Raw genomic sequence first — 23,680 nt, 5'->3', positions numbered from 1 at the left:
TCAGGCAACCTTTTCAACAGGAATGTCGGCAGTAGCGTGAGTGAGCGTCATCACCGACGCCAGTTTATTCAGGGTGCTGCCCAGGGTTTGCGGAATGGCGATGGCGGCCACGAAGCGGTCCGGGCGCATGACTACCAGCGCGGCGTTGTGCTGGGCAAACCACGCGCGCAGGCGGTTTTGCGTATCGCCTATGCGGGTAACGCCGTCGTGGTTATCCTGATCGGTATGTATCTGCGTATCCGGCACGACCTGGATAAAACGCGTCCCCAGCGCCTGCCACTGTTGGATCTGCGCCTCGCTCATGCCCCATAGTGGGTTACAGCCCCAGCCAATCACCGCGAAATTCGGTCCGATGACGTTGTCGAGCAACGTCACTTCGCCCGATTCCAGCGTCACCTTCGGCTGGATAAACATCTTGCCGACCGGTGAAGTTTTCGCGTCGCCTTCACGCACCAGCGCCCCGGCGTGGTACTGCGGCATCGGCTTAAACCGCATTTCAAGGAAGTAACGTTTGACCGGCGGAATATAGTTCAACAGCCAGGAAACCCCATCGCGTACCGCGCCGTGCCAGCGTTTGGGCGGCGCAAGTACGTTGCCAGCGGTCACGGAGAGGTCGATCATCGCTTTGGCGTGGTCGCGGCGTTCCTGCTGGTAGGTATCCAACAGCGCATCGTCGGCTTTACCGTTAATCACCAGCGCCAGTTTCCATGCCAGGTTGAAAGCATCGCGCATGCCGCTGTTGTATCCCTGACCCTGCCAGACCGGCATAATGTGCGCCGCATCGCCCGCCAGCAGCACGCGGTCAATACGAAAACGTTCGGCCAGACGAGCATTATGGGTATACACGCGCTGGCGGATCAGCTCGACGTTGTCCGGGTTCGGCAGCACTTTGCTCAGTAACTGGCGCATATTCTGCGGCTCGCTAAGCTGCGCTTCGGTTTCCCCCGGCATAACCATAAACTCAAAACGGCGCACCGCGTGCGGCAGCGCGGCAGAGACATACGGGCGCACCGGATCGCAGCACAAATACACATGCGGCGTGCTGAGCGGATCGTTGGCGATATCCACCACAATCCACTGATTCGGCGCGGTTTTACCTTCAAACGGCACGTTCAGAGAACGTCTGACGTTGCTGCCGCCGCCGTCGCAGGCCACCAGCCACTGAGCCTTCACCGTTTCACGTTGACCGTCTGGCGCTTTCAGATTTAGCGTCACTTCGCCGTTTTGTTGGCTGAAGGCCTCCAGCTCGCGGGAGAACAGGCAGCGCACGTTGGGAAAACGCGACAACCCTTCCAACATCACCGCGTCCACCTGCGGCTGAATAAAAGCATTGCGGCGCGACCAGCCAAATTCGTCGGTCATCGGCTGGATATCAGCAAAACAGCGGCCTTTCGGGGTGAGAAAGCGCATTGCGTGCCACGGTGTGGTGTGCGGCAAAACGTTCTCGACCAGCCCCACAGACTGCATAGTGCGCAGCGCTTCATCGTCAATGCCGATGGCGCGAGGATAGTCGATCAGCGTGTCGAGCTTCTCCACTACCAACACCTCAATGCCCATCTGCCCAAGATAGTTGGCCATCATCAGCCCTACCGGACCAGCACCGGCAATCGCCACCTGCGCGGTATGCTGCACAGCGGGTTGGATATCCGGGTTTTTTGTTGTCATTTCAGAACCTCACGACTCGGACAAAACGCAATTGCGGACCCTGGTGAGGCGCAATTTGTTTTGTTAAAAATATGTGAATAATTTTTTGTTGTGCGGTCAGTATAGAAGCGAGTTTTTGCGCTACAATCAAAACATGCCAGGATGTGCACTAAGTGCACAACGTTGTTTTACCTGTAGATTTGTCAATGAATATGAAAAATGACGAGAGCACTGAGTACAAAACCGTACGCGGATTAACGCGCGGATTAATGTTATTAAATATGTTAAACCGGCTCGATGGTGGGGCCAGTGTTGGCTTGCTTGCTGAGTTAAGCGGCCTGCATCGCACCACGGTCAGACGGCTGCTGGAAACCCTGCAGGATGAGGGTTACGTCCGGCGCAGCCTGTCCGATGACAGCTTTCGCTTAACCATTAAAGTCCGCCAGCTCAGCGAGGGGTTTCGTGACGAGCAGTGGATTTCTGCACTCGCCGCCCCGCTGCTGGGAGATTTGCTGCGCGAGGTCATCTGGCCGACCGACGTTTCCACGCTGGATGTGGACGCGATGGTGGTACGTGAAACCACCCACCGTTTCAGCCGTCTGTCGTTTCACCGGGCGATGGTAGGGCGTCGTTTGCCACTGCTGAAAACCGCATCCGGCCTGACCTGGCTGGCATTTTGCCCGGAGAATGAACGGCAGGAACTGATTGAAATGCTTGCCTCCCGATCGGGAGAAGAGTTCCAGCTTGCGCGCGAGCCGCTGAAGCTCAATGCCATTTTGACCCGCGCGCGAAAAGACGGTTTTGGGCAGAACTTTCGCGGTTGGGATCAGGAGGAGAAAATCGCTTCTATCGCCGTCCCCATCCGCAGCGAACAGCGGGTGATCGGCTGCCTGAATTTGGTGTATATGGCCAGCGCCATGACCATCGAACAGGCCGCGGAAAAGCATCTTCCGGCCTTACAAAAGGTGGCGAAACAGATAGAGGACGGCGTCGAATCGCAGGAGATTTTGGTTGCCGGGAGGTGAGATGGATCACAGTTATGCGGATCATCTGATTGATAGCTGGCATAACTCACTATCCGGCCGATAAAACTCTGTGACCTCTTGTCCAAAAAATATCTTCATTACATAGTGTGCATTCGTTTTCTGCCAGGAGGCTGCATGTTAAAGGTCATTGCTGAGGATTTCATCAAACCTGAGTATATTGAAACTGTTCTCCCGTTGTATCGTGAGCTAATAGCGGCAACGAAGAAAGAACCGCACTGCATTGCTTACGACCTCTATATTGATGAAAAAGATCCGGGGCATTTTATTTTTATCGAAGAATGGCCAAACCACGCGGCTCTCGATGAACATTGTGCCAGCAAGCATTTCCAGCGACTTGTACCATTAATCGATCAATACACGCGCCAGGAAGCACGTTACATACTGATGGATGACGTGGTAAATCCGGCAGTCTCGTGATAATGAAGAAAGTAGTTGGAATACTGTTAATTATGTTTTTGGCAGAATGCTCAACACCAGGAAAGACAGTCTTTTACTTCCCTGGTCGCTGAGGGCTTAAAGCCTCTTCAAAAGAGGCTTTAAGCTTTGCAACAATGCATCCCACGGATTACAAAACGGAATCATCACTGTTCCAGATATTAAGCGCATTTTTACGAGGCCATTTTCATCGCGGCACCAATAACTGCCATACACATACTGCTCGCAAGTAAAACAATAAACCAATATATATAATTATTAAACTTTGTAAATAACCAGATAAATCTAAGCAATGACAATGCAGCAATAGAAATAGAAGACACAAACATTGTAAATATATAAATACCAGAAATTATCCATCCTGCTTCTTCGTAAATACTCTTCATTGTAAAAATAAGGATAGATAAGTAAAATGCTGATAAAGCAAGCCCGCTCAGAAAATCATAATAATCGATGTATGTGATGTTTTTATCTTTCTGCGGAAGAGCTATAAACCTTTCAATTTTCTCATTGTCTACTCGTGACAAAAACCGATTAATTAGCGGAGTAAACATCACTAAAATCATCACCAAATGAATGAATAGTAAAGAAAGTTTAATTCTGTCATCAACCGATTCATTCTGTGGCCAGATAGATATTATTTCATAATCCATTTTTGCAAGGAGAAAAAAGCAAATGGCCGATGGTATATATTCAGAAGATATAGCTTTCCATATTTTTTTAAAAATCACTTATATTACCCCATTAGTTATATCGGTGAATCACTATTAGTTAACCGTGCTACTAATCTGCAAATAGTTGGCGATCATATTTATTTAATACGGATAATATATACCTATTCAGAAACGGATTGCTACCTACTAATTTTATCACTACATACCTGAATCACGTAAATTACACATATCAAAAAAAAACCGAAACCCGCTCCTGAAAAGAGCAGCGTTCCGGTTTTTATTCAGTCCGAAGGGTTTCAGACTTTAAGCAGTTTCACCGTCGCGTCGATGTCGATTTCATCTTCCGAGAAGATCAGCGTCGTGCCCTGGAAGGTAGTGATGGCCAGCTTTTTCAGCGTGCGCATTTCACCAGGCTTTACGTCTGATTTCGGTCGGATGCTGTTCATCAGCACGCCGACAGACAGCACAGCATTTTCTTTGTCGATACGGGTCTCTACAGGGACTTCTTCGCTGTAGACCAGGAATGACTTGATCGAGGTGAGCTTCAGACGCTCGCCTGCAATATAGATGTACTTGCTGTCTGGTATGACTTTTACCGCGTAGGCAGACAAGCCTTTGTTGTTGGTGGTGGGCTCAAAAGTCACCGCCGCGTCTTTCTTGATCAGCTCAGGATTAGCAACCTTAATCACATGAAAATAGCGGTTGTCGCCGTTTTCATCTTTGATAAATCCAAAGCCTTTATCTTTAAACCACGTTGTGATTGTTCCGTTCATTGCTGTTTCCGCCTGATTAAACCTATTACTTGTAGAGTATACCTACTCAATTTGCGCGCAGTGTAAAACACAGGCCATGTCTTTGGCTACTCGTTACCCCAACGATTGAGGAACTCCGCAATATCATCGATACGCTGAGCGTCGACACCTGCCACGGTAGCCATCTCCTGCTGCGCTTCTTCGCTGATCTCTTCGTTGTTCATCAAACGGGTGATCAGCTGCTGGAAGTAGTGCGCCAGCGCGTCACGTTCTGTGTCGCTCACCGGCTTTGCGGCCTCGGTCGCGTACTCGTCGGCGATATCATAATATTTTAGCGGAATGTCGTTGTTCATCAGTTGCTCCGGGGTAAATGCGTGTGCCAGCAGTTGCCTGCCGCGTCTGGTGTGAATGATAGCATTCTTATTTCATGGTTCGCGATCTGTTTTATTGGTCACTATGCATTACATATATCAATAATGTTTTCCGGCACAACTTCGCATTTAATAAACCTTTCCGTATTTAAATAACAGCATTCTTATTCAGTTCGATATAATAGCTACTTATTAAATAACGAGCCACCAAGGAAATATTAAATTACTTTAATTCTAATTACATTATCGACATCTGTAATCCGCAGTTGGCCCAATCCCATCGCTAGTCGCCCATTTGCCCACATTCATCTTCTGGACAACACTCTACGATGACACCACTGACCCAACACGTGGAGCAAACACCATGAACATCACGCAAATCCGTAACGCTACGCAGCACATCACTTTTGGTGGCAAAACCTTTCTGATCGACCCTATGCTGGCGGCAAAAGGTACTTATCCGGGCTTTGCCGGTACGGCACGCGCCGAGATCCGCAACCCGACCGTTGATCTGCCTGTCGATATCGACACCCTGCTCAACGTTGATGCGCTGATCGTGACCCATCTGCATGAAGACCACTGGGATGAAGCCGCGGCTCGTGTCGTACCGAAAGACAAATCGATTTATGTGCAAAACGATCGCGATGCGCAGGTACTGCGGGAACAAGGTTTCACGCAACTGACCGTACTGACGCAAAACACTGCGCTTGGTGATATCACCCTGCGTAAAACCGGCGGCCAGCACGGTTCGGATCGCGCTTACGCCATCCCGCAAATGGCTGAGCGTCTGGGTGATGCCTGCGGAGTTATCTTCCAGCATCCGGCGGAAAAAACGCTGTATCTGGTCGGGGACACCATCTGGCGCGACGAGGTGGAAACCAACATGCGGACTTTCCAGCCAGGCGTGGTCATTCTGAACGCAGGCTTTGCTCACGTTATCGGGTTTGGCCCAATTATCATGGGCGCGGAAGATGTGCTAAAAACCCACTTCACGCTGCCCGAAGCACAAATTGTGGCGACCCACATGGAGGCGATTAACCACTGTCTGCTGACCCGCGCGGCCTTGAAAGAGTACGCCTGCGACAACCAGATTGCGCAATTCGTTAACGTGCCGGAAGATGGCGAAACCCTGACGTTTTAAACTCCACAGAGGACTCGTATGCAACCGCTTAACGTCGCCATTGTTGCCGTGGAATATTTCAGCCCGTTTCACTTCTCGGTGCCATGCATTATTTTCAGTGACAAAGTGGCGACGAAAAAGCGTTTTGAGGTGCAACTGTGTGCAGAACAGCCGGGCATCGTTTCCTCGCAGGATGGCTTCTCCATTAACGCAGCCTACGGCTATGAAGCGGTGGAGGCCGCCGACATTGTGGTGATCCCCTGGTGGGGTACCACGGCACATCGGCCACCACAAAGCCTGCTTGATGCGCTCAATCGTGCGCGACAAAACGGCGCGCAGATTGTTGGGTTATGCCTGGGTGCGTTTGTCCTCGGCTACGCCGGTCTGCTGGATGGCAAACGGGCGGCTACGCACTGGGAGTTCGAGCAGGATTTTCAGGCCCGCTTTCCGGCAGCTCATCTGGATATCAACGCGCTGTACGTGGATGACGACGGTATTATTACCTCGGCAGGCACCGCCGCTGCGCTGGATTGCTGCCTGTACGTCATTCGCCAGCGTTTTGGCAGCACGGTGGCGAATCAGATTGCCAGACGGATGATTGTGCCGCCACATCGCGAGGGCGGCCAGGCACAGTTTATCGAGCAACCGGTGGCGAAAAATACCAAAGATCAGCGCATCAATGTCCTGCTCGACTATTTGCGCCAGCATCTCCATGAATCACATAATCTTGACGAGCTGGCGCAACGGGTGATGATGAGCCGTCGCACCCTCACCCGTCATTTTATGAAGGCCACAGGGTCAAGCGTGGCCGAATGGTTGATTGCCGAGCGCCTGCGCCGTAGCCAGACGTTGCTGGAGTCCAGCCAGTTACCCGTTGAACGCATCGCAGAACAGGTTGGTTTTCAGTCGCCCGTCACCTGGCGCCAGCATTTTAAATCCCACTTTGGCGTTAGCCCGGCTGAATGGCGTAAAACCTTTCGCGGTGATTAGCCTCTTTTTTGCGCCAGCCAGATGGTGTGCCCGGCGCAGTGCGGATCTTCCATCACCATCTCGACCACCGCAAAACCGTGTGCTGACAGCAGTGTGCGGTATTCATCCGGCGCGAGGCTGGCGTGAAACAGCGGCTCACCTTCAAATTGCCCCATCGCGATGCCGTTGTCCGTACCGCTGGTAAACATCAGCGCGCTGCCGGGATGGCTGAGGCGGTCAAAAATCGGGAACATCTTTTGCTGGTCCTGCTGAGTTAAATGGAAAAAGCTGTCCCAGGCGATCAGTCCATCGAAAGTCTCATTGAGTGCCAACTCGCGCATATCCTGTTCCAGCCAGCGCTGTGCGGGAAAAGTGTTTCGGGCCCGCGCCAGCATCGCCGGGGAACCATCAACGCCGGTAAGCTGAAAACCTTGCTGGATAAAATAACCGGCGATCGGCTGACCGTTGCCGCAGCCAATATCCACAATGCTGCCCTGCCCGCCCATCACGGAAATAAATTTATCGAGCCAGCTTTTCTCGAACAAGGTGCGCGAGCGCTGGCTGGCAAAAGCATCCGCATGGCGTCGGTAGATGGACAGAATATTTTTTGCCGCAGAATCGCTCACAATGTCCTCGCTTTTTTCTTCTGTTAGGTATAACGGCGATAAATCCTTCAGCACGCTATCCTCAAACCCTGGAATGCGCCTCGCAGAACCCATGCGCAAATCCCCCAAACCCGTCCCGCTGTGGCATCATAGCGCACAGATAACGTCATGACAGGGGTGATAAACGTGAAACCGGTAACGCTATACGATGTGGCAGACCATGCAGGTGTCTCTTACCAGACCGTCTCTCGCGTCGTGAACCAGGCCAGCCACGTTTCCGCAAAAACCCGACAGAAAGTTGAGGCCGCGATGGCGGAACTCAATTACATTCCTAACCGCGTTGCACAGCAGCTGGCTGGCAAACAGACGCCACTGATTGGCGTTGTGACGGCAAACCTTGCCCTGCATGCCCCCTCACAAATCGTTGCTGCCATAAAATCCCGCGCCGACCAGTCCGGTGCCAGCGTGGTGATCGCCATGGTCGAGCGCAGCGGCGTTGAGTCCTGTAAAGCCGCGGTCCACAATCTGCTTTCTCAACGCGTAACCGGGCTTATCATCAACTATCCGCTGGATGAAGAAGATGCCATTGCCGTGGCCGCTGCCTGCGGTACGGTGCCGGTGCTGTTTCTCGATGTCTCTGACCTGACGCCAATTAACAGCGTGATTTTCTCTCATGACGACGGCGCGCGCCTTGGCGTTGAACATCTGGTGCAGCACGGACATCAACGGATCGCCCTGCTGAGCGGGCCGCACACTTCCGTTTCGGCAAGGCTTCGGCATGCGGGCTGGCACAAGTATCTGGCACATTACCAGCTACAACCCGTTGTGGAGCTGGAAGGCGACTGGAGCGCGATGTCTGGTTTTCAGCAAACGATGCACATGCTGAATAACGGTAACCTCCCTACCGCCATGCTGGTCGCTAACGATCAAATGGCGCTGGGCGCGATGCGGGCAATCAGCGAGTTCGGTCTGCGGGTTGCAGTGGATATATCGGTAATTGGCTACGATGACACCGAAGACAGCGCCTGTTACATCCCACCGCTGACCACCATCAGGCAGGATTTTCCGTTGCTGGGTGAAACCAGCGTCGACAGGCTATTGCAACTCCCCCGTGGCGGCTCCAGCGTGGGTAACCAACTGCTTCCCGTCACCCTGGTCAAGCGCAAAACGGTTCTGCCTCCCGATACGCAAACCACCACTCCCCAGGCGCTGGCTGATTCACTGATCCAGCTGGCGCGGCAAGTTTCTCAGCTCACACCCAAATTGTGAACGCATAACAATTGTGTGAGTCAGTTCACTTATTGAACGCCCCATCCTTTACAGCAAGGAGCGCTTGTTCGTATTTTGATTGAAATTGTGAGCGAGTAACAAATTCAAACAGGATACCGTTATGAACCTGAACACAGATTCACTCTCCGCTGTTCTGGCCCGCCGCGACTGGGAAAATCCCGGCGTCACGCAGCTCAACCGGCTGGAAGCACATCCGCCATTCTGTAGCTGGCGCTCAGCGGATGATGCACGTACCAATCAGCGTTCGAGTCAGTTACGCGCGCTGAATGGCCAGTGGCAATTTGCCTGGTTTGCCGCGCCGGAGGCTGTGCCAGAAAGCTGGCTGACAAGCGATCTGCCACAGACAGACACCGTCAACGTCCCCTCTAACTGGCAGATGGACGGTTATGATGCGCCAATTTATACCAACGTCACCTACCCAATCCCGGTGAATCCTCCGTACGTTCCGGCACAGAACCCGACAGGATGTTACTCGCTCACATTTAATATCGAAGACGCGTGGTTAGAGGAAGGTCAGACGCGCATTATTTTTGACGGCGTGAACTCCGCGTTTCATCTGTGGTGCAACGGTCGCTGGGTCGGCTACGGTCAGGATAGCCGTCTGCCGTCTGAGTTTGATCTTAGCGATTATCTGCTGCGCGGCGAAAACCGTCTGGCTGTGATGGTGCTGCGCTGGAGCGACGGCAGCTATCTGGAAGACCAGGACATGTGGCGCATGAGCGGTATTTTTCGCGATGTCTCCCTGCTGCATAAGCCCACTACGCAAATCCGCGACCTGCGCATTAATACCCGTTTTAATGACGACTTCAGCCGCGCCACGCTGGAAGCGGAAGTCAGAGTGGGTGGCAACGAGAGCGAAGATTTACGCGTCACCCTGCAATTGTGGGAAGGTGAAACGCTCACCCGCGAAACGACCTCGCCGCTCGGCAGTGAGATCATTGATGAACGCGGCGCTTATCATGACCGGGTAACTCTGCGTCTGAACGTCGAAAAACCGGCTCTGTGGAGTGCCGAAACACCCAATCTGTACCGCGCCGTTGTGCAGTTACACACCGCAGGCGGAGTACTGATTGAAGCGGAAGCCTGTGACGTTGGTTTTCGTCAGGTTTGTATCGAAAACGGCCTGTTGCTGTTAAACGGCAAGCCGCTGTTGATTCGCGGTACCAACCGCCATGAGCACCATCCGGTCAACGGCCAGGTGATGGATGAGGCGACGATGGTGCAGGACATCATCCTGATGAAGCAGAATAACTTCAACGCCGTGCGCTGTTCCCATTACCCGAACCATCCGCTGTGGTACACCCTGTGCGATCGTTACGGCCTGTATGTAGTCGACGAAGCCAACATTGAAACCCACGGCATGGTGCCGATGAATCGCCTCACCGACGATCCCGCATGGTTGCCTGCCATGAGCCAGCGCGTCACGCGCATGGTGCAGCGCGATCGCAACCACCCGAGCATTATTATCTGGTCACTGGGCAATGAATCCGGCCATGGCATCAATCACGACGCGCTCTACCGCTGGATAAAATCAGAAGACCCGTCACGTCCGGTGCAGTACGAGGGCGGTGGAGCTGATACTGCCGCCACCGACATTATTTGCCCGATGTACGCCCGCGTCGATCAGGATCAGCCCTTCCCCGCAGTACCCAAATGGTCGATTAAAAAGTGGCTGTCGATGCCCGGCGAACAGCGTCCGCTGATCCTTTGTGAATACGCCCACGCTATGGGCAACAGCTTTGGCGGCTTCGCCAAATACTGGCAAGCGTTCCGTCAGTATCCGCGCCTGCAGGGCGGATTTGTCTGGGACTGGGTGGATCAGTCGCTGACCAAATATGATGAGAACGGCAAAGCATGGTCAGCCTACGGTGGCGATTTTGGCGACACGCCTAACGATCGTCAGTTTTGCATGAACGGGCTGGTGTTCGCCGATCGCACTCCGCATCCGGCGTTATATGAGGCCAAACATGAACAGCAGTTTTTCCAGTTCACGTTACAGCCGGGCGCTGAACGCCAGATTGAAGTGACCAGCGAATATCTGTTCCGCCGCAGCGATAACGAAGTTCTGCACTGGTCGATTGCCCTGGACGGCAACCCGCTGGCCGCCGGAGAAATCGTTCTGGATATCGCCCCACAGGGCCGCCAGGTGATTACCCTGCCGAACGTTCCGATGCCGGACACCGCAGGCGAACTGTGGCTGACGGTGCGCGTAGAGCAGCCTCAGGCGACCGCATGGTCAGAAGCCGGGCATATCAGCGCCTGGCAACAGTGGAAGCTGGAAGAGAAGCTCAGCCTGGTACGTCTATCACGCGGCAGCAGCGCACCACAGCTGGATGTTAGTGAGAGCAATTTTACCGTGGTGGCCAACAACACACGCTGGCAATTCGATCGTCATTCCGGCCTGCTAACACAATACTGGATTAGCGATGAAGCCCAGTTGGTAAGCCCGCTTACTGACCAGTTCACCCGCGCGCCGCTGGACAACGACATCGGCGTGAGCGAGTCAACCCGCATCGACCCTAACGCCTGGGTTGAACGCTGGAAGGCCGCCGGTCACTATCAGGCTGAAGCAACGTTACTGCACTGTGCTGCCGATACGCTGAGCAATGCGGTACTGATCACCACCGAACATGCGTGGCAGTATCAGGGCGAAACGCTGTTCGTCAGCCGAAAAAGCTACCGTATTGACGGCAATGGTGAAATGCAGGTAACGGTGGATGTCGACGTTGCCAGCAGTACGCCACATCCGGCCCGCATCGGCCTGAGATGCCAGCTGGCGCAGGTTGCGGAGCGAGTGAACTGGTTAGGTCTCGGCCCGCATGAGAACTACCCGGACCGTCTGGGCGCCGCCTGTTTCGATCGCTGGGATCTGTCGCTTGATGAGATGTACACCCCGTATGTTTTCCCGAGCGAAAACGGTCTGCGCTGCGGTACGCGCGAACTGTACTACGGTGCGCACCAGTGGCGCGGAGACTTCCTGTTCAACATCAGCCGCTTTAGCCAGCAGCAACTGATGGAAACCAGCCACCGCCATCTGCTGCAACCTGAGGCGGGCACCTGGCTCAATATTGATGGCTTCCATATGGGCGTCGGCGGCGATGATTCGTGGAGTCCTTCCGTGTCGCCGGAATTCCAGCTGAGCGCCGGACGCTACCACTTCCAGTTCGTCTGGGGCCAAAAATAATAATATAAGCAGGGCAGGTTGATACCTGCCCGCATTTATAGGAAGTCTGTTATGTATTATTTAAAAAACACTAACTTTTGGATGTTTGGCTTTTTCTTCTTCTTTTACTTTTTTATTATGGGTGCGTATTTCCCCTTCTTCCCTATCTGGTTACACGATGTAAACCATATCAGCAAAGGCGATACCGGCATCATCTTCGCCTGTATCTCACTGTTTTCTTTGTTATTTCAGCCAATTTTCGGGCTACTGTCCGATAAGCTTGGCCTGCGTAAACATCTGCTGTGGGTAATTACCGGCATGCTGATAATGTTTGCCCCGTTCTTTATTTACGTATTTGGCCCATTATTGCAGGTTAATATTTTACTGGGTTCAATTGTCGGCGGGATTTACCTTGGCTTTATTTACAATGCCGGTGCCCCAGCGATTGAAGCCTACATTGAAAAAGCCAGCCGCAGAAGCAACTTTGAATTTGGTCGCGCGCGCATGTTTGGCTGCGTGGGCTGGGCGCTGTGCGCCTCGATTGCCGGAATTATGTTCACCATCAATAACCAATTCGTCTTCTGGTTAGGCTCTGGCTGTGCGGTCATTCTGGCAATACTGCTATTATTTTCAAAAACAGATGCCCCCTCTTCTGCAAAAGTCGCGGATGCGGTAGGCGCCAATAACTCGGCATTCAGCCTGAAGCTGGCGCTGGAGTTATTTAAACAACCGAAACTTTGGTTCCTCTCCCTGTATGTGGTCGGCGTTTCCTGTACTTACGATGTGTTTGACCAGCAGTTCGCCAACTTCTTTACCTCATTCTTTGCCACCGGCGAACAGGGCACCCGCGTGTTTGGCTACGTCACGACGATGGGAGAATTACTCAATGCCTCGATCATGTTCTTTGCACCGCTGATTGTGAACCGAATTGGCGGAAAGAACGCCCTGCTGCTGGCCGGTATGATCATGTCGGTAAGGATTATTGGCTCCTCATTCGCCACCACTGCACTGGAGGTCGTTATTCTCAAAACGCTGCATATGTTTGAGATACCGTTCCTGATCGTCGGCTGCTTCAAATACATCACCAGCCAGTTCGAAGTACGTTTCTCGGCCACGATTTATCTGGTGTGTTTCTGTTTCTTCAAACAGTTAGCCATGATTTTCATGTCAGTTCTGGCCGGGAAAATGTATGAGAGTATTGGTTTCCAGGGAGCTTATCTGGTGCTGGGGATTATTGCGCTGAGCTTTACGCTGATTTCCGTATTTACCCTTAGCGGTCCGGGGCCGTTTTCCCTGCGGCGTCGTCGCGAAAGCGTCGCGCTGTAAAAGCCTCTTTGCCGGATGCACCACTCACGTGGTTTATCCGGCCTACGATACTAAAAGGCCCGGTAAGCATTGCGCCACCGGGCATCACACGATGTTACTCTTCGATCGCCTGACGAATTTGCTGCAACGACGCGGGATCGTCAATGGTCGTTAGATCGCCAGGATCGCGGCCTTCACAGATCGCCTGGATCGTCCGTCTGAGCATTTTGCCAGAGCGCGTTTTCGGCAACTGCGATACAAACCAGACATGCGCCGGGCGGCCAAAATTACCAATCTGACTGTCCACCAGCGCCATAATCGCCTTCTCTTCCGAATGTGCGATGTCGCGATCTTCAAGGCTGTCGCTCTGTTTCGGAATGACAAACGCGACCGCGACCTGCCCCTTCAGCGCATCCTTCACGCCGACCACAGCCACTTCGGCAACGTTCGGATAGCTGGAAATACTCTCCTCTATCTCACGCGTCCCCAACCGATGCCCGGCCACGTTGATGACATCATCCGTACGACCAAGGATGAAGTAATAGCCGTCCGCATCGCGAATACCCCAGTCAAAGGTGGCGTACACCTGACGAGAAAACAGCGACCAGTAGGTATTCACAAACCGCGCGTCATCACCCCAGATAGTCTGGATACAGCCCGGCGGCAGCGGCCCTTCAATCACCAGCATGCCCTTTTCATTCGCTTCGCAGGGCTCACCGGTCACCTCATTGAGCAACTGCACGTTATATCCGTACATCGGCACGCCTGGGCTACCCAGCCGCGACGGGCGGTCGTCCAGCCCGCGAGCGATCGCCATAATCGGCCAACCGGATTCAGTCTGCCAGTAGTTGTCGATAACCGGGACGCCCAGCGTTTCCGTTACCCAACTGGCGGTCGGTTCATCCAGCGGCTCACCCGCCAGATACAGCACCTCCAGCGAGGAGAGATCGTGATTGCGGATTTGCGCGGTCGGGAATTTCTTCAGCACGCGGATGGCGGTTGGGGCGGAGAACATCCGGCTGACCTGATACTTCTCAACAATTTTCCACCATACGCCACAGTCTGGATACGTTGGCAACCCTTCGTAAACCACTGTCGCCATCCCCGCCAGCAGCGGGGCATACACGATATACGAATGCCCAACTACCCAGCCGATATCCGACGCGCAGAAGAACACACCGCCCGCTTTACCGCCGAAAATGGTGTCCATCGAGGTCGCCAGCGCGACCGCGTAGCCGCCAACGTCGCGCTGGACGCCTTTCGGTTTACCAGTTGTCCCGGAGGTGTAGAGAATGCAGGACGTTTCGTTCGACTCCAGCCAGGCAACCGGTACCCGCGCGCCGAGATGCTGCTGGCGCAGCGTGGCAAAGTCGAGGTCTCGCCCCTCTACCCGCGCCATTTTCGCCAGACCGCGATCGACTAATACCACATGACGCGGCTGATGCTGCGCCTGATCGATCGCATCATCGAGCAGCTTTTTATACGGCAGGACTTTACCGCCGCGCGCCCCGGCATCCGCCGACACGATAACCACCGGTCGGGCGTCGTCGATACGCGCCGCTACGCTGTGCGAGGCGAAACCACCGAACACCACCGAATGGATCGCCCCAATGCGCGCGCAGGCCAGCAGCGTAATGTGCGCCTCGGCGATCATCGGCATATAAACCAGTACCCGATCGCCACGCTGTACGCCCAGCGACAACAACATCGCCGCCGCGACGTTCACTTCGTCATACAGCTGACGAAAGGTAAACGTGCGTTCTTCTTCGGTTTCTGATGACACAGCAATCAGCGCCAGCGCGTCAGGCTGTTTCTCCAGCCAGCGGTCAATGGCGTTGTGGCACAGATTGGTCGTACCACCGCAAAACCAGCGGGCAAACGGCGGATTACTGTGGTCCAGCACCTGCGTATACGGCTGCTGCCAGTCAATACGCTGGGCCTGCTCGGCCCAGAACGACTCCGGCTGCGTAATAGAACGTTGATAAAACTCGCTATAAGACATAATGCTCTCCTGTTGAACTTACGCCTTGCCGCACGCAGGTTTAGATTACATAAAGGTCCATATACTCATTGACCGGCATCTGCTCCAGGCGGGCTCTGTCCAGGGAGACATCCAGGATGCGCTGCTGCTGACGGGTCGGGAACTGACGCGCCAGGTTAATTTTGAACTTCTCGACCAGCTTCGGCATACCGTCGTTACGACGGCGCGCGTGGCCAATTGGGTATTCCACTACCACTTCTTCAAAGCGTGAGCCGTCGGTGAATTCAAGCGTGATGGCATTCGCGATGGCGCGTTTTTCAGGGTCGTGGTAATCGGCAGTAAAGGCCGGATCTTCGAAGCAGTTAATCTTTTCACGCAGTGCATCAATGCGTTTATCCTGCGCCACGCCGTCTTCGTAATCTGCCGCCGTTAAGCGTCCGAACAGCAGCGGGATAGCCACCATGTACTGGATGCAGTGGTCACGATCCGCCGGGTTATTCAACGGGCCTTTTTTATCGATGATGCGGATACAGGCTTCGTGCGTACGAATGGTCACTTTTTCGATATCGGCAGCGGTCTTACCTGCAGCCTGTAACTGCTCGTACAGCGTCATCGCCGCTTCTACCGCGGTCTGCGAGTGGAACTCTGCCGGGAAGGAAATTTTAAACAACACGTTTTCCATCACGTACGAACCGTACGGGCGCTGGAAGCGGAAAGATTCGCCTTTGAAAGAGACATCATAGAAGCCCCAGGTTTTCGCCGTCAGTGCAGATGGATATCCCATTTCACCGGTTTTCGCCATCAGCGCCAGACGTACAGCACGTGAGGTGGCATCGCCAGCCGCCCAGGATTTACGCGTGCCGGTATTCGGCGCATGACGATAGGTACGCAGCGACTGACCGTCGACCCACGCCAGCGAGACGGCGTTGAGAATTTCATCCCGGTTCAGGCCAAGCATCTCGGCAACCACCGCCGTGGAGGCGACTTTTACCAGCAGGACGTGATCCAGACCGACGCGGTTGAAGGAGTTTTCCAGCGCGATACAGCCCTGAATTTCATGGGCTTTAATCATTCCGGTTAACACTTTTTTCATGGTTAACGGCGCTTTACCCACCGCCACCGCATTGCGCGACAGCCAGTCAGCCGTCGCCAGAATACCGCCGAGGTTATCGGAAGGATGACCCCATTCTGCGGCCAGCCACGTGTCGTTAAAGTCCAGCCAGCGGATCATCGCACCGATGTTAAACGCCGCCTGCACCGGATCGAGCTGGAACTGGGTACCAGGTACGCGCACACCGTTCGGGACGACGGTACCCGGTACAACCGGCCCCAGCAGTTTTTTACAGGCCGGATATTCCAGCGCTTCCAGGCCACAGCCAAGGGTATCAAGCAGGCAATAATGCGCGGTGTCATACGCCACCTTCGAGGTGATCTCGTAGTTCATGACATAATCAACGATATCAACGATTTCACGGTCAAATTCAGGGCGGACGTTCGAAATATGTGCAGACATAGGGTACATTTCCTGTTTTTTTATCTTTAGAGGTTTTGCATTAGCAACGTTTTTCAATCGAGACAAATACGCGATCTTCCGGGCCGGTATAGTTGGCGGAAGGACGGATAATTTTGTTGTCCTGACGCTGTTCGATGATGTGCGCCGCCCAGCCAGTGACGCGGGCGATAACGAACAGTGGTGTGAACATTTCAGTGGGGACGCCCATCATGTTGTAAGAGACTGCCGAGAACCAGTCGAGGTTGGGGAACATCTTTTTCGTTTCCCACATCACCTCTTCCAGGCGGTCGGCGATGTTGTACATTTTCAGCGAACCGCCTTCCTGAGAAAGCTGTTTCGCCACGCTCTTGATCACCTGGTGGCGCGGGTCGGCGATGGTGTAAACCGGGTGACCAAAGCCAATCACCACTTCTTTATTTTCAACGCGTTTACGGATATCTGCTTCGGCTTCATCCGGCGTTTCATAGCGTTGCTGGATCTCCAGCGATACTTCATTCGCTCCGCCGTGTTTCGGCCCACGCAGTGCGCCAATCGCACCGATAATCGCGGAGTACATATCAGAGCCAGTTCCCGCAATCACACGCCCCGTGAAGGTAGAAGCGTTAAACTCGTGCTCGGCGTACAGCACTAGCGAAATGTGCATCGCCTTTTCCCAGCTTTGTGATGGCTTCTCACCATGCAGCAAATGCAAGAAGTGACCGCCAATAGAATCATCGTCGGTTTCCGGCTGAATGCGCTCGCCGTTATGGCTGTAGTGATACCAGTACAGGAGGATAGAACTGAGCGAAGCCAGCAGTTTGTCGGCAATATCGCGTGCGCCGGAGACGGTATGTCCTTCTTTTTCCGGCAGCGTACAACCCAGCGCGGAAACACCAGTGCGCATCACGTCCATCGGATGCGAGGCGGCAGGCAGCGCTTCCAGTACGGTACGCACGTTAGCGGGCAATCCGCGCAGCGCTTTCAGTTTGCTTTTATAGGCGGTGAGCTCATCGCGGGTGGGTAATTTCCCGTGAATCAGCAGATGCGCAACTTCTTCAAATTCACACTGTTGCGCCAGGTCAAGAATATCGTAGCCACGATAGTGCAGATCGTTACCGCTTTTACCCACGGTACATAAGGCAGTATTTCCGGCAGCGACGCCTGACAGCGCAACCGATTTTTTGGGTTTAATGACATGGGTACTATTTTGCAGGATCGTTGTGTCGCTCATGTTGTCCTCGTCATTATTGTAATAAGTAGGGTACTAATTTATTGCCGGATGGCGGCTACGCCTTATCCGGCCTACGACGGTTACTTTTTTGTGTACAACGCGTCGAGTTTCTCTTCGAACTGGTAGTAATTGATGCTTTCATACAGCTCGTTGCGCGTCTGCATAATGTCGATAACGTTCTTTTGCGTACCTTCCTGACGCAGCACGTTGTAAACCTTCTCCGCCGCGCGGTTCATGGCGCGGAAAGCTGACAGCGGGTATAGCGCCATCGCAACGTTCGCGCTGCGCAGTTCATCGGTGGTAAACAGCGGTGTGGCGCCAAACTCAGTAATGTTGGCGAGAATTGGTACCTGTACCGCATCGGCAAACTGGCGGTACATCGCAAGTTCGGTAATGGCTTCCGGGAACAGCATGTCAGCGCCCGCTTCGACATACGCCTGGGCACGATCGATGGCAGCCTCTAGCCCTTCCACCGCCAGCGCATCGGTCCGCGCCATAATCACAAAGTTGGGATCGGTGCGCGCATCAACGGCTGCGCGGATCCTGTCGACCATCTCTTCTTTCGAGACGATCGCCTTGTTCGGGCGATGACCGCAGCGCTTGGCGCCGATCTGATCTTCAATATGCAGCGCAGCAGCACCCGCTTTGGAAATCGACTTGACGGTACGCGCCACGTTGAATGCAGACGATCCAAAACCAATATCCGCATCCACCAGCAATGGCAGCGGGCAAACATCCGTAATGCGACGAATATCAGTCAGCACATCATCAAGGGTAGAAATGCCGAGATCCGGCAGACCCAGCGACCCCGCAGCGACACCGCCGCCGGAGAGATAAATCGCTTGATACCCGGCACGTTGAGCCAGCAGAGCGTGGTTGGCGTTGATGGTGCCAACGATTTGTAATGGGTTTTCTTTAGTGAGCGCAGCGCGAAACGCCAGCCCTGGGGAGTGTAGAGACATATCCCGTCCTCTTGTTATCAACTTGTTATCGTTCGTTGATATTTCTAAAGCAAGGGGTATGCCAGGGAGCTTATTTTCTCTTCGATTTAATTTTTTATATTTTAAAACAACAGGTTAAATCCAATGTTTCTATTTTTGTTGCACAAAAGCGTGTCAGCTATCGTTTCATGAAACGTTCCTTCACGTTTCATTGCAACATTTATGAAACACAACTAAACCCTACTACTCGGTTCCTTAATTTTTGGGGTTAGTTATGGCAGATACGCATCTACCGCCGCGAGTGAACGACGATAAACCGGTTATCTGGACAGTCTCGGTCACCCGCCTGTTTGAACTGTTTCGCGACATCAGTCTGGAGTTCGACCATCTGGCGACCATCACCCCCATTCAGCTTGGTTTCGAAAAAGCGGTGGCCTATATCCGTAAGAAGCTGGCCACCGAGCGTTGCGATGCCATCATTGCGGCAGGCTCCAACGGCGCATATCTGAAAAGCCGTTTATCGATTCCGGTGATCCTGATTAAACCCAGCGGATTCGACGTGCTACAGGCGCTGGCAAAAGCGGGAAAACTCACCTCGTCGATTGGCGTCATTACCTATCAGGAACCCCTCCCGGCGCTTCTCGCGTTTCAAAAAACCTTCAATTTGCAGCTTGAACAGCGCAGCTATATCACCGAGGAAGATGCTCGTGGGCAAATCAACGAGCTGAAGGCTGGCGGTACACAAGCGGTAGTTGGTGCGGGGTTGATTACCGATCTGGCAGAAGAAGCAGGCATGACCGGCATCTTTATCTATTCGGCGGCCACCGTGCGCCAGGCCTTTGTCGATGCGTTGGATATGACCCGCTTGACATTACGCAGAAACGGTCAGTACGCCTCTGGCGATACGTTGCGCACTCGCTACGCGCTCGGAGATATGCGCGGTCACTCTGCGCAGATGGAACAGGTACGGCACACCATTATGCTGTACGCCCGTTCGCGTGCGCCGGTCCTCATTCAGGGCGAAACAGGAACGGGTAAAGAGCTGGCCGCACAGGCCATTCACCGTGAGTTTTTCACCCGTCAGGAGAATCGGCGCGGTAAACCCTCACCGCCGTTTGTTGCCGTCAACTGCGGGGCAATCACCGAGTCATTGCTGGAAGCGGAGCTGTTCGGCTATGAGGATGGCGCCTTTACCGGCTCTCGCCGAGGGGGGCGCGCGGGCCTGTTTGAAATCGCTCACGGCGGAACCCTGTTTCTTGACGAGATAGGCGAGATGCCGCTGCCGTTACAAACCCGACTGCTGCGTGTGCTGGAAGAAAAAGAGGTTACCCGGGTCGGAGGACATCAGCCGATTCCGGTCGATGTCCGGGTGATTAGCGCCACGCACTGTAATCTGGAGCAGGAGATGAAACTGGGGGAATTTCGTACCGATCTGTTTTATCGCCTGAGCATTTTACGCCTCAAGCTGCCGCCGCTGCGCGAGCGGTTGCCCGATATCCTGCCACTGGCGGAAGGCTTTTTAAAACAGTCGCTGGCGGAACTGGACGTGCCGTTTTCTGAGCCTGTTCGCAAGGGGCTGGGGTTAAGTCAGCCGACGTTGCTGAATTATGGCTGGCCGGGGAATATCCGCGAACTGCGTAATATGATGGAACGTCTGGCACTGTTTTTAAGCGTCGAGCCGCAGCCAGAGCTGAATGTGGATTTTTTACAACAGCTGTTACCGGAACTGGCCATTGTTGCAGACTCACCGCAAGCATCGTCATTGCTGACGCCACAACAGGTGTTGGCACAATTCAATGGTGATAAAACCGCGGCTGCACGCTATCTCGGAATTAGCAGAACCACGTTCTGGCGCAGATTAAAAGAAACCCCGCCGGTACAATGACCGACGGGTGTCGTATTTTTTACAGCTGCACGTTATTTTTTCTTGTAAATATTCGCTGTGCCATGGATTTTGTTATCCGTTTGGCCGGAGGTTAATACCACCACGTCAGCGCCTTTCTCTTCAGCTTTCTTCAGAAGGTCTTCTTTAGCATCCGAAGTAGAGACTTCATTACTCGTTGAAATATCACCGATTTTTGTATACTGAGACTCAACCTTTTCAAACTCAACCTTCGTCATAAATTCCGCGGCGTACGCGTTGGTCACAACAAAAGCTAACGCACCAATAAGTACTTTAATTCCAGTTTTCATATAAAAGCTCCAGATTTTGTTATATATGCCATCATCGACCCCTGAACATTCGACATGCGAGTCAAGGATGATTAATAAGTAGTTCAGCCTGGCAAAAAGATCCAGAGCAGGCGGAAATATAAAGAGATTTTGCGAATCGTTGATAACAGAAAACCTGTGCCGTCGCGTTATCTGACGCGCCAGGTTTGCACAAAATAATCTATGAAGTCATTTGCAAATCTCAGCGCGTTTCACTGCGCAGTGTGAGTGAATACGCAGAATGATGAACACACTAAAATTATAGTGTTAGCTGTCACTTAAGCGCTTACTAATGGAAATGTTGTCTATGGAACCTCTGCACGCCGTCGTTCTTACCATCAGCCTCTTTGTTTTAACCTTTTTTAACCCCGGCGCAAACCTGTTTGTGGTAGTACAAACTAGCCTGGCATCCGGACGACGCGCAGGTGTGATGACCGGTCTGGGTGTTGCCTTGGGTGATGCGTTTTACTCCGGCCTTGGGCTTTTTGGTATGGCAACGCTAATCACCCAGTGTGAAGAGATATTTTCATTGATTAAGATTGTCGGCGGCGCCTATCTGCTGTGGTTTGCCTGGAACAGCATCCGCCATCAGGCCACGCCGCAAATGCCCACTCTACAGCAACCGCTTTCCGCTCCCTGGTATGTGTTTTTCCGCCGTGGATTACTAACGGATTTATCAAACCCGCAAACCGTGCTGTTTTTTATTAGTATCTTCTCGGTCACCTTAAGCGCAGACACGCCTACGTGGGCCAGACTGATGGCCTGGGCAGGCATAATATTGTCTTCCGTTATCTGGCGTATTTTTCTCAGCCAGGCATTTTCTTTGCCTGCCGTGCGACGGGCGTATGGTCGCATCCAACGCGTTGCCAGCCGGGTGATTGGCGCAATAATAGGTGTTTTCGCGCTAAGACTTATTTATGAAGGTATTAGCCATCGATAAGAGAGTTTAACTTGACCATTGTGAGGTAATTGTCCGTAATACCGCCTGAATTTTTAATCGCAGGTTGAGTGGCAGTGAGATGGAACAGGTTGAACCGGTAAACGACACATTACTCCTTACAGAATGGCAGGCGCTGATACGACAAACATCGCCTGAAGTTCACATGCTCCTCACATCGTTAAGCGATGAAGAGATCCGCCATTTAGTGACCGTTTTTTATGACTATATGCTCTCCCATGCCCAGAGCGCATTGTTCCTTAATACAGAACAGGTCAGTACCCGCCTCAGCGGCAGTATGTTTGACTGGTTACGCAGCGTGCTCGGCAGCGCGCACGAAGATCTACCGCAGCTGCTGGCCAAACAACGCAAAATTGGCGTGGTGCATGCCCGTATCGGCCTACCCATCGATCTGGTAAACCGCGGCGCGCGTAAGCTCAAGGATGAGCTGTATCGGGTATTGAAAACCAAAGCTGACGACTCGTCTTCCCTGCTGAGCAATGCTATCTGTTTCAGCAGTCTGGCAATGGATACCGCACTGGAGGCCATGACCGTCTCCTATTCCCCAAGCCATCAAAACTCGCTGCATACTCAGGAGCAGTATCGCCTGCAGACCATTTACGATGACGTTAACGTCGAGCGTGAGCGGCAAATCCGTTCGTTTACCGACTGGGAAAACCAGTTTATCTATAACATTGCCATCGGAATGCCTTTCGGTGAAATGGTGTTTCTGGCGAACTCTGATTTTGGTATGTGGTTCTCACATAAGGGAAAACATATTCTTGGCAATAGCAATCTGTTGAAAGAAATGGAGTCGCTGATAGCAGAGATCGACACCCGTCTGACGACCACCCTGTCACCTCAGCATCAGCCGACAGAACCCGAGCGAATGAGCTTATTACAGGATGTTCGCCAGCTGTCGGCAAAAATCCATTTCCTGCTCGCTTCAATGTTTGAGGCGCTGGTTAAGCAGGAAAATGGTAAAGATTCGCTGACCCAGTTGCTTAATCGCCGCTTTATTCCGACCATCATGCGGCGTGAGATTTCGTTAGCGTTACATGCGCGTAAGCCTTTTAGCCTGGCGATGCTGGATATCGACTACTTCAAGCAAATTAACGATAACTTCGGGCATAATACCGGCGATCTGACGCTCAAAAATGTCGCAGCGGTCATTTATGATCATATCCGTAGCAGCGATTACGTGTTCCGCTACGGTGGTGAAGAATTTATGATCCTGCTCGTCGAGTCAGACAAGTCGCAGGCCAGTATTATCCTCGAAACGCTGCGTATGAAAATTGCCGGGATGCGCATGGCAGCCTCTGCGACAGAAACGTTTTCTATTACCGTCAGTATCGGTATTGCCGAATATGATTATCATCCCGACTACAAACAGCTGGTTGATAAAGCCGATCGCGCACTTTATCAGGCAAAAAGTAATGGTCGCGACCGCGTTGAGGTTTATCAGGAATAACCATTGCCCTGCAGAGAAATAAATACCCCGTTCAGGGTATTT

At 53.0% G+C, this 23,680-nt stretch carries 20 protein-coding genes; 10 read left to right on the top strand and 10 right to left on the bottom strand.

The window, feature by feature from the left end; genetic code table 11:
- Entirely contained in the window at positions 1-1,665 is a 1,665-nt protein-coding gene (locus tag OGY08_RS02900; protein WP_048236001.1) for a bifunctional 3-(3-hydroxy-phenyl)propionate/3-hydroxycinnamic acid hydroxylase, read from the bottom strand.
- Positions 1,666-1,856: 191 nt separating this feature from the next.
- On the opposite strand from OGY08_RS02900, the gene OGY08_RS02895 reads away from it, so the two are divergent.
- Positions 1,857-2,669 carry a DNA-binding transcriptional regulator gene (locus OGY08_RS02895; RefSeq protein ID WP_048226474.1) on the top strand — a complete coding sequence of 271 codons (813 nt, stop codon included), beginning with the start codon at positions 1,857-1,859 and terminating at the stop codon, positions 2,667-2,669.
- 135 nt (positions 2,670-2,804) lie between these two features.
- Complete coding sequence (locus tag OGY08_RS02890) at positions 2,805-3,107, top strand: putative quinol monooxygenase (RefSeq protein ID WP_125362826.1); 303 nt, start codon at positions 2,805-2,807, stop codon at positions 3,105-3,107.
- Between the two features lie 191 nt (positions 3,108-3,298).
- Here OGY08_RS02890 and OGY08_RS02885 read toward each other — a convergent pair whose 3' ends face one another.
- The 3 genes from OGY08_RS02885 to OGY08_RS02875 all read right to left on the bottom strand — a co-directional run bounded on the left by OGY08_RS02885 (position 3,299) and on the right by OGY08_RS02875 (position 4,904).
- Positions 3,299-3,856 carry a hypothetical protein gene (locus OGY08_RS02885; protein ID WP_286565600.1) on the bottom strand — a complete coding sequence of 186 codons (558 nt, stop codon included), beginning with the start codon at positions 3,854-3,856 and terminating at the stop codon, positions 3,299-3,301.
- A 239-nt stretch (positions 3,857-4,095) separates the two neighbouring features.
- Positions 4,096-4,572, bottom strand: coding sequence for a cold-shock protein (locus OGY08_RS02880; RefSeq protein ID WP_003830914.1), 477 nt, complete (start codon positions 4,570-4,572; stop codon positions 4,096-4,098).
- 86 nt (positions 4,573-4,658) lie between these two features.
- Complete coding sequence (locus OGY08_RS02875) at positions 4,659-4,904, bottom strand: YmjA family protein (RefSeq protein ID WP_003021350.1); 246 nt, start codon at positions 4,902-4,904, stop codon at positions 4,659-4,661.
- 382 nt (positions 4,905-5,286) lie between these two features.
- Between OGY08_RS02875 and OGY08_RS02870 the strand changes: the two genes are divergently transcribed.
- Positions 5,287-6,063, top strand: coding sequence for an MBL fold metallo-hydrolase (locus OGY08_RS02870; protein ID WP_125363715.1), 777 nt, complete (start codon positions 5,287-5,289; stop codon positions 6,061-6,063).
- 18 nt (positions 6,064-6,081) lie between these two features.
- The gene (locus OGY08_RS02865) at positions 6,082-7,032 is read left to right on the top strand and encodes a GlxA family transcriptional regulator (RefSeq protein ID WP_191226354.1); all 951 of its coding nucleotides are present in this window, start codon (positions 6,082-6,084) and stop codon (positions 7,030-7,032) included.
- Here the strand turns inward: OGY08_RS02865 and OGY08_RS02860 are convergent.
- Positions 7,029-7,637, bottom strand: a complete 609-nt coding sequence (locus tag OGY08_RS02860) for a class I SAM-dependent DNA methyltransferase (protein ID WP_434219351.1) — start codon at positions 7,635-7,637, stop codon at positions 7,029-7,031. The two genes, OGY08_RS02865 and OGY08_RS02860, sit on opposite strands and share 4 nt — an antisense overlap.
- 165 nt (positions 7,638-7,802) lie before the next feature.
- Between OGY08_RS02860 and OGY08_RS02855 the strand changes: the two genes are divergently transcribed.
- From OGY08_RS02855 to OGY08_RS02845, 3 genes are all read left to right on the top strand, one after another.
- Complete coding sequence (locus OGY08_RS02855) at positions 7,803-8,885, top strand: LacI family DNA-binding transcriptional regulator (protein WP_020996590.1); 1,083 nt, start codon at positions 7,803-7,805, stop codon at positions 8,883-8,885.
- Between the two features lie 121 nt (positions 8,886-9,006).
- Positions 9,007-12,090 carry a beta-galactosidase gene (locus OGY08_RS02850; RefSeq protein WP_125363717.1) on the top strand — a complete coding sequence of 1,028 codons (3,084 nt, stop codon included), beginning with the start codon at positions 9,007-9,009 and terminating at the stop codon, positions 12,088-12,090.
- 51 nt (positions 12,091-12,141) lie between these two features.
- Positions 12,142-13,395, top strand: a complete 1,254-nt coding sequence (locus tag OGY08_RS02845; RefSeq protein ID WP_125363718.1) for an MFS transporter — start codon at positions 12,142-12,144, stop codon at positions 13,393-13,395.
- Positions 13,396-13,489: 94 nt separating this feature from the next.
- Here the strand turns inward: OGY08_RS02845 and prpE are convergent, their stop codons facing one another.
- The 4 genes from prpE to prpB all read right to left on the bottom strand — a co-directional run bounded on the left by prpE (position 13,490) and on the right by prpB (position 19,040).
- Positions 13,490-15,376 carry a propionate--CoA ligase gene (gene prpE, locus OGY08_RS02840; protein ID WP_057067078.1) on the bottom strand — a complete coding sequence of 629 codons (1,887 nt, stop codon included), beginning with the start codon at positions 15,374-15,376 and terminating at the stop codon, positions 13,490-13,492.
- A 40-nt stretch (positions 15,377-15,416) separates the two neighbouring features.
- Positions 15,417-16,868 (bottom strand): bifunctional 2-methylcitrate dehydratase/aconitate hydratase, encoded by a 1,452-nt coding sequence (locus OGY08_RS02835; RefSeq protein ID WP_048214832.1) that lies wholly within the window; start codon positions 16,866-16,868, stop codon positions 15,417-15,419.
- 40 nt (positions 16,869-16,908) lie between these two features.
- Positions 16,909-18,078: a bifunctional 2-methylcitrate synthase/citrate synthase gene (gene prpC, locus OGY08_RS02830; protein WP_008783864.1), complete on the bottom strand. Its 1,170-nt coding sequence runs from the start codon at positions 18,076-18,078 to the stop codon at positions 16,909-16,911.
- An 80-nt stretch (positions 18,079-18,158) separates the two neighbouring features.
- A complete protein-coding gene (gene prpB, locus OGY08_RS02825) occupies positions 18,159-19,040 on the bottom strand; it encodes a methylisocitrate lyase (protein ID WP_003830903.1) in 882 nt (293 codons plus the stop codon).
- 253 nt (positions 19,041-19,293) lie between these two features.
- On the opposite strand from prpB, the gene prpR reads away from it, so the two are divergent.
- Complete coding sequence (gene prpR, locus OGY08_RS02820; protein ID WP_125363719.1) at positions 19,294-20,904, top strand: propionate catabolism operon regulatory protein PrpR; 1,611 nt, start codon at positions 19,294-19,296, stop codon at positions 20,902-20,904.
- A 32-nt stretch (positions 20,905-20,936) separates the two neighbouring features.
- Here the strand turns inward: prpR and yahO are convergent, their stop codons facing one another.
- The gene (yahO, locus tag OGY08_RS02815; protein WP_032942474.1) at positions 20,937-21,212 is read right to left on the bottom strand and encodes a DUF1471 family periplasmic protein YahO; all 276 of its coding nucleotides are present in this window, start codon (positions 21,210-21,212) and stop codon (positions 20,937-20,939) included.
- A gap of 325 nt (positions 21,213-21,537) precedes the next feature.
- Between yahO and OGY08_RS02810 the strand changes: the two genes are divergently transcribed.
- Together OGY08_RS02810 and OGY08_RS02805 are read left to right on the top strand one after the other, a co-directional pair.
- A complete protein-coding gene (locus OGY08_RS02810; protein WP_032942473.1) occupies positions 21,538-22,170 on the top strand; it encodes a LysE family transporter in 633 nt (210 codons plus the stop codon).
- 79 nt (positions 22,171-22,249) lie between these two features.
- On the top strand, positions 22,250-23,638 hold the full coding sequence (locus OGY08_RS02805; RefSeq protein WP_125363720.1) for a diguanylate cyclase: 1,389 nt from the start codon (positions 22,250-22,252) through the stop codon (positions 23,636-23,638).
- Positions 23,639-23,680: the final 42 nt, after the last annotated feature.

Origin of the sequence: Citrobacter sp. Cpo069 (assembly GCF_030332785.1) — a bacterium.
Classification (GTDB): domain Bacteria; phylum Pseudomonadota; class Gammaproteobacteria; order Enterobacterales; family Enterobacteriaceae; genus Citrobacter; species Citrobacter portucalensis.
Note: the sequence above shows the minus strand (reverse complement) of the source record. Positions and strands in the feature narration are given on the sequence as shown.

Bases quoted from the DNA above. Each gene is read 5' to 3' on its own strand.
- OGY08_RS02805 (WP_125363720.1), top strand. From the start codon at position 22,250: ATGGAACAGGTTGAACCGGTAAACGACACATTACTCCTTACAGAATGG.
- OGY08_RS02850 (WP_125363717.1), top strand. From the start codon at position 9,007: ATGAACCTGAACACAGATTCACTCTCCGCTGTTCTGGCCCGCCGCGAC.
- prpB (WP_003830903.1), bottom strand. From the start codon at position 19,040: ATGTCTCTACACTCCCCAGGGCTGGCGTTTCGCGCTGCGCTCACTAAA.
- prpE (WP_057067078.1), bottom strand. From the start codon at position 15,376: ATGTCTTATAGCGAGTTTTATCAACGTTCTATTACGCAGCCGGAGTCG.
- OGY08_RS02880 (WP_003830914.1), bottom strand. From the start codon at position 4,572: ATGAACGGAACAATCACAACGTGGTTTAAAGATAAAGGCTTTGGATTT.
- OGY08_RS02845 (WP_125363718.1), top strand. From the start codon at position 12,142: ATGTATTATTTAAAAAACACTAACTTTTGGATGTTTGGCTTTTTCTTC.
- OGY08_RS02890 (WP_125362826.1), top strand. From the start codon at position 2,805: ATGTTAAAGGTCATTGCTGAGGATTTCATCAAACCTGAGTATATTGAA.
- OGY08_RS02865 (WP_191226354.1), top strand. From the start codon at position 6,082: ATGCAACCGCTTAACGTCGCCATTGTTGCCGTGGAATATTTCAGCCCG.
- yahO (WP_032942474.1), bottom strand. From the start codon at position 21,212: ATGAAAACTGGAATTAAAGTACTTATTGGTGCGTTAGCTTTTGTTGTG.
- OGY08_RS02810 (WP_032942473.1), top strand. From the start codon at position 21,538: ATGGAACCTCTGCACGCCGTCGTTCTTACCATCAGCCTCTTTGTTTTA.
- OGY08_RS02900 (WP_048236001.1), bottom strand. From the start codon at position 1,665: ATGACAACAAAAAACCCGGATATCCAACCCGCTGTGCAGCATACCGCG.
- OGY08_RS02895 (WP_048226474.1), top strand. From the start codon at position 1,857: ATGAAAAATGACGAGAGCACTGAGTACAAAACCGTACGCGGATTAACG.
- OGY08_RS02835 (WP_048214832.1), bottom strand. From the start codon at position 16,868: ATGTCTGCACATATTTCGAACGTCCGCCCTGAATTTGACCGTGAAATC.
- prpC (WP_008783864.1), bottom strand. From the start codon at position 18,078: ATGAGCGACACAACGATCCTGCAAAATAGTACCCATGTCATTAAACCC.
- OGY08_RS02870 (WP_125363715.1), top strand. From the start codon at position 5,287: ATGAACATCACGCAAATCCGTAACGCTACGCAGCACATCACTTTTGGT.
- prpR (WP_125363719.1), top strand. From the start codon at position 19,294: ATGGCAGATACGCATCTACCGCCGCGAGTGAACGACGATAAACCGGTT.
- OGY08_RS02875 (WP_003021350.1), bottom strand. From the start codon at position 4,904: ATGAACAACGACATTCCGCTAAAATATTATGATATCGCCGACGAGTAC.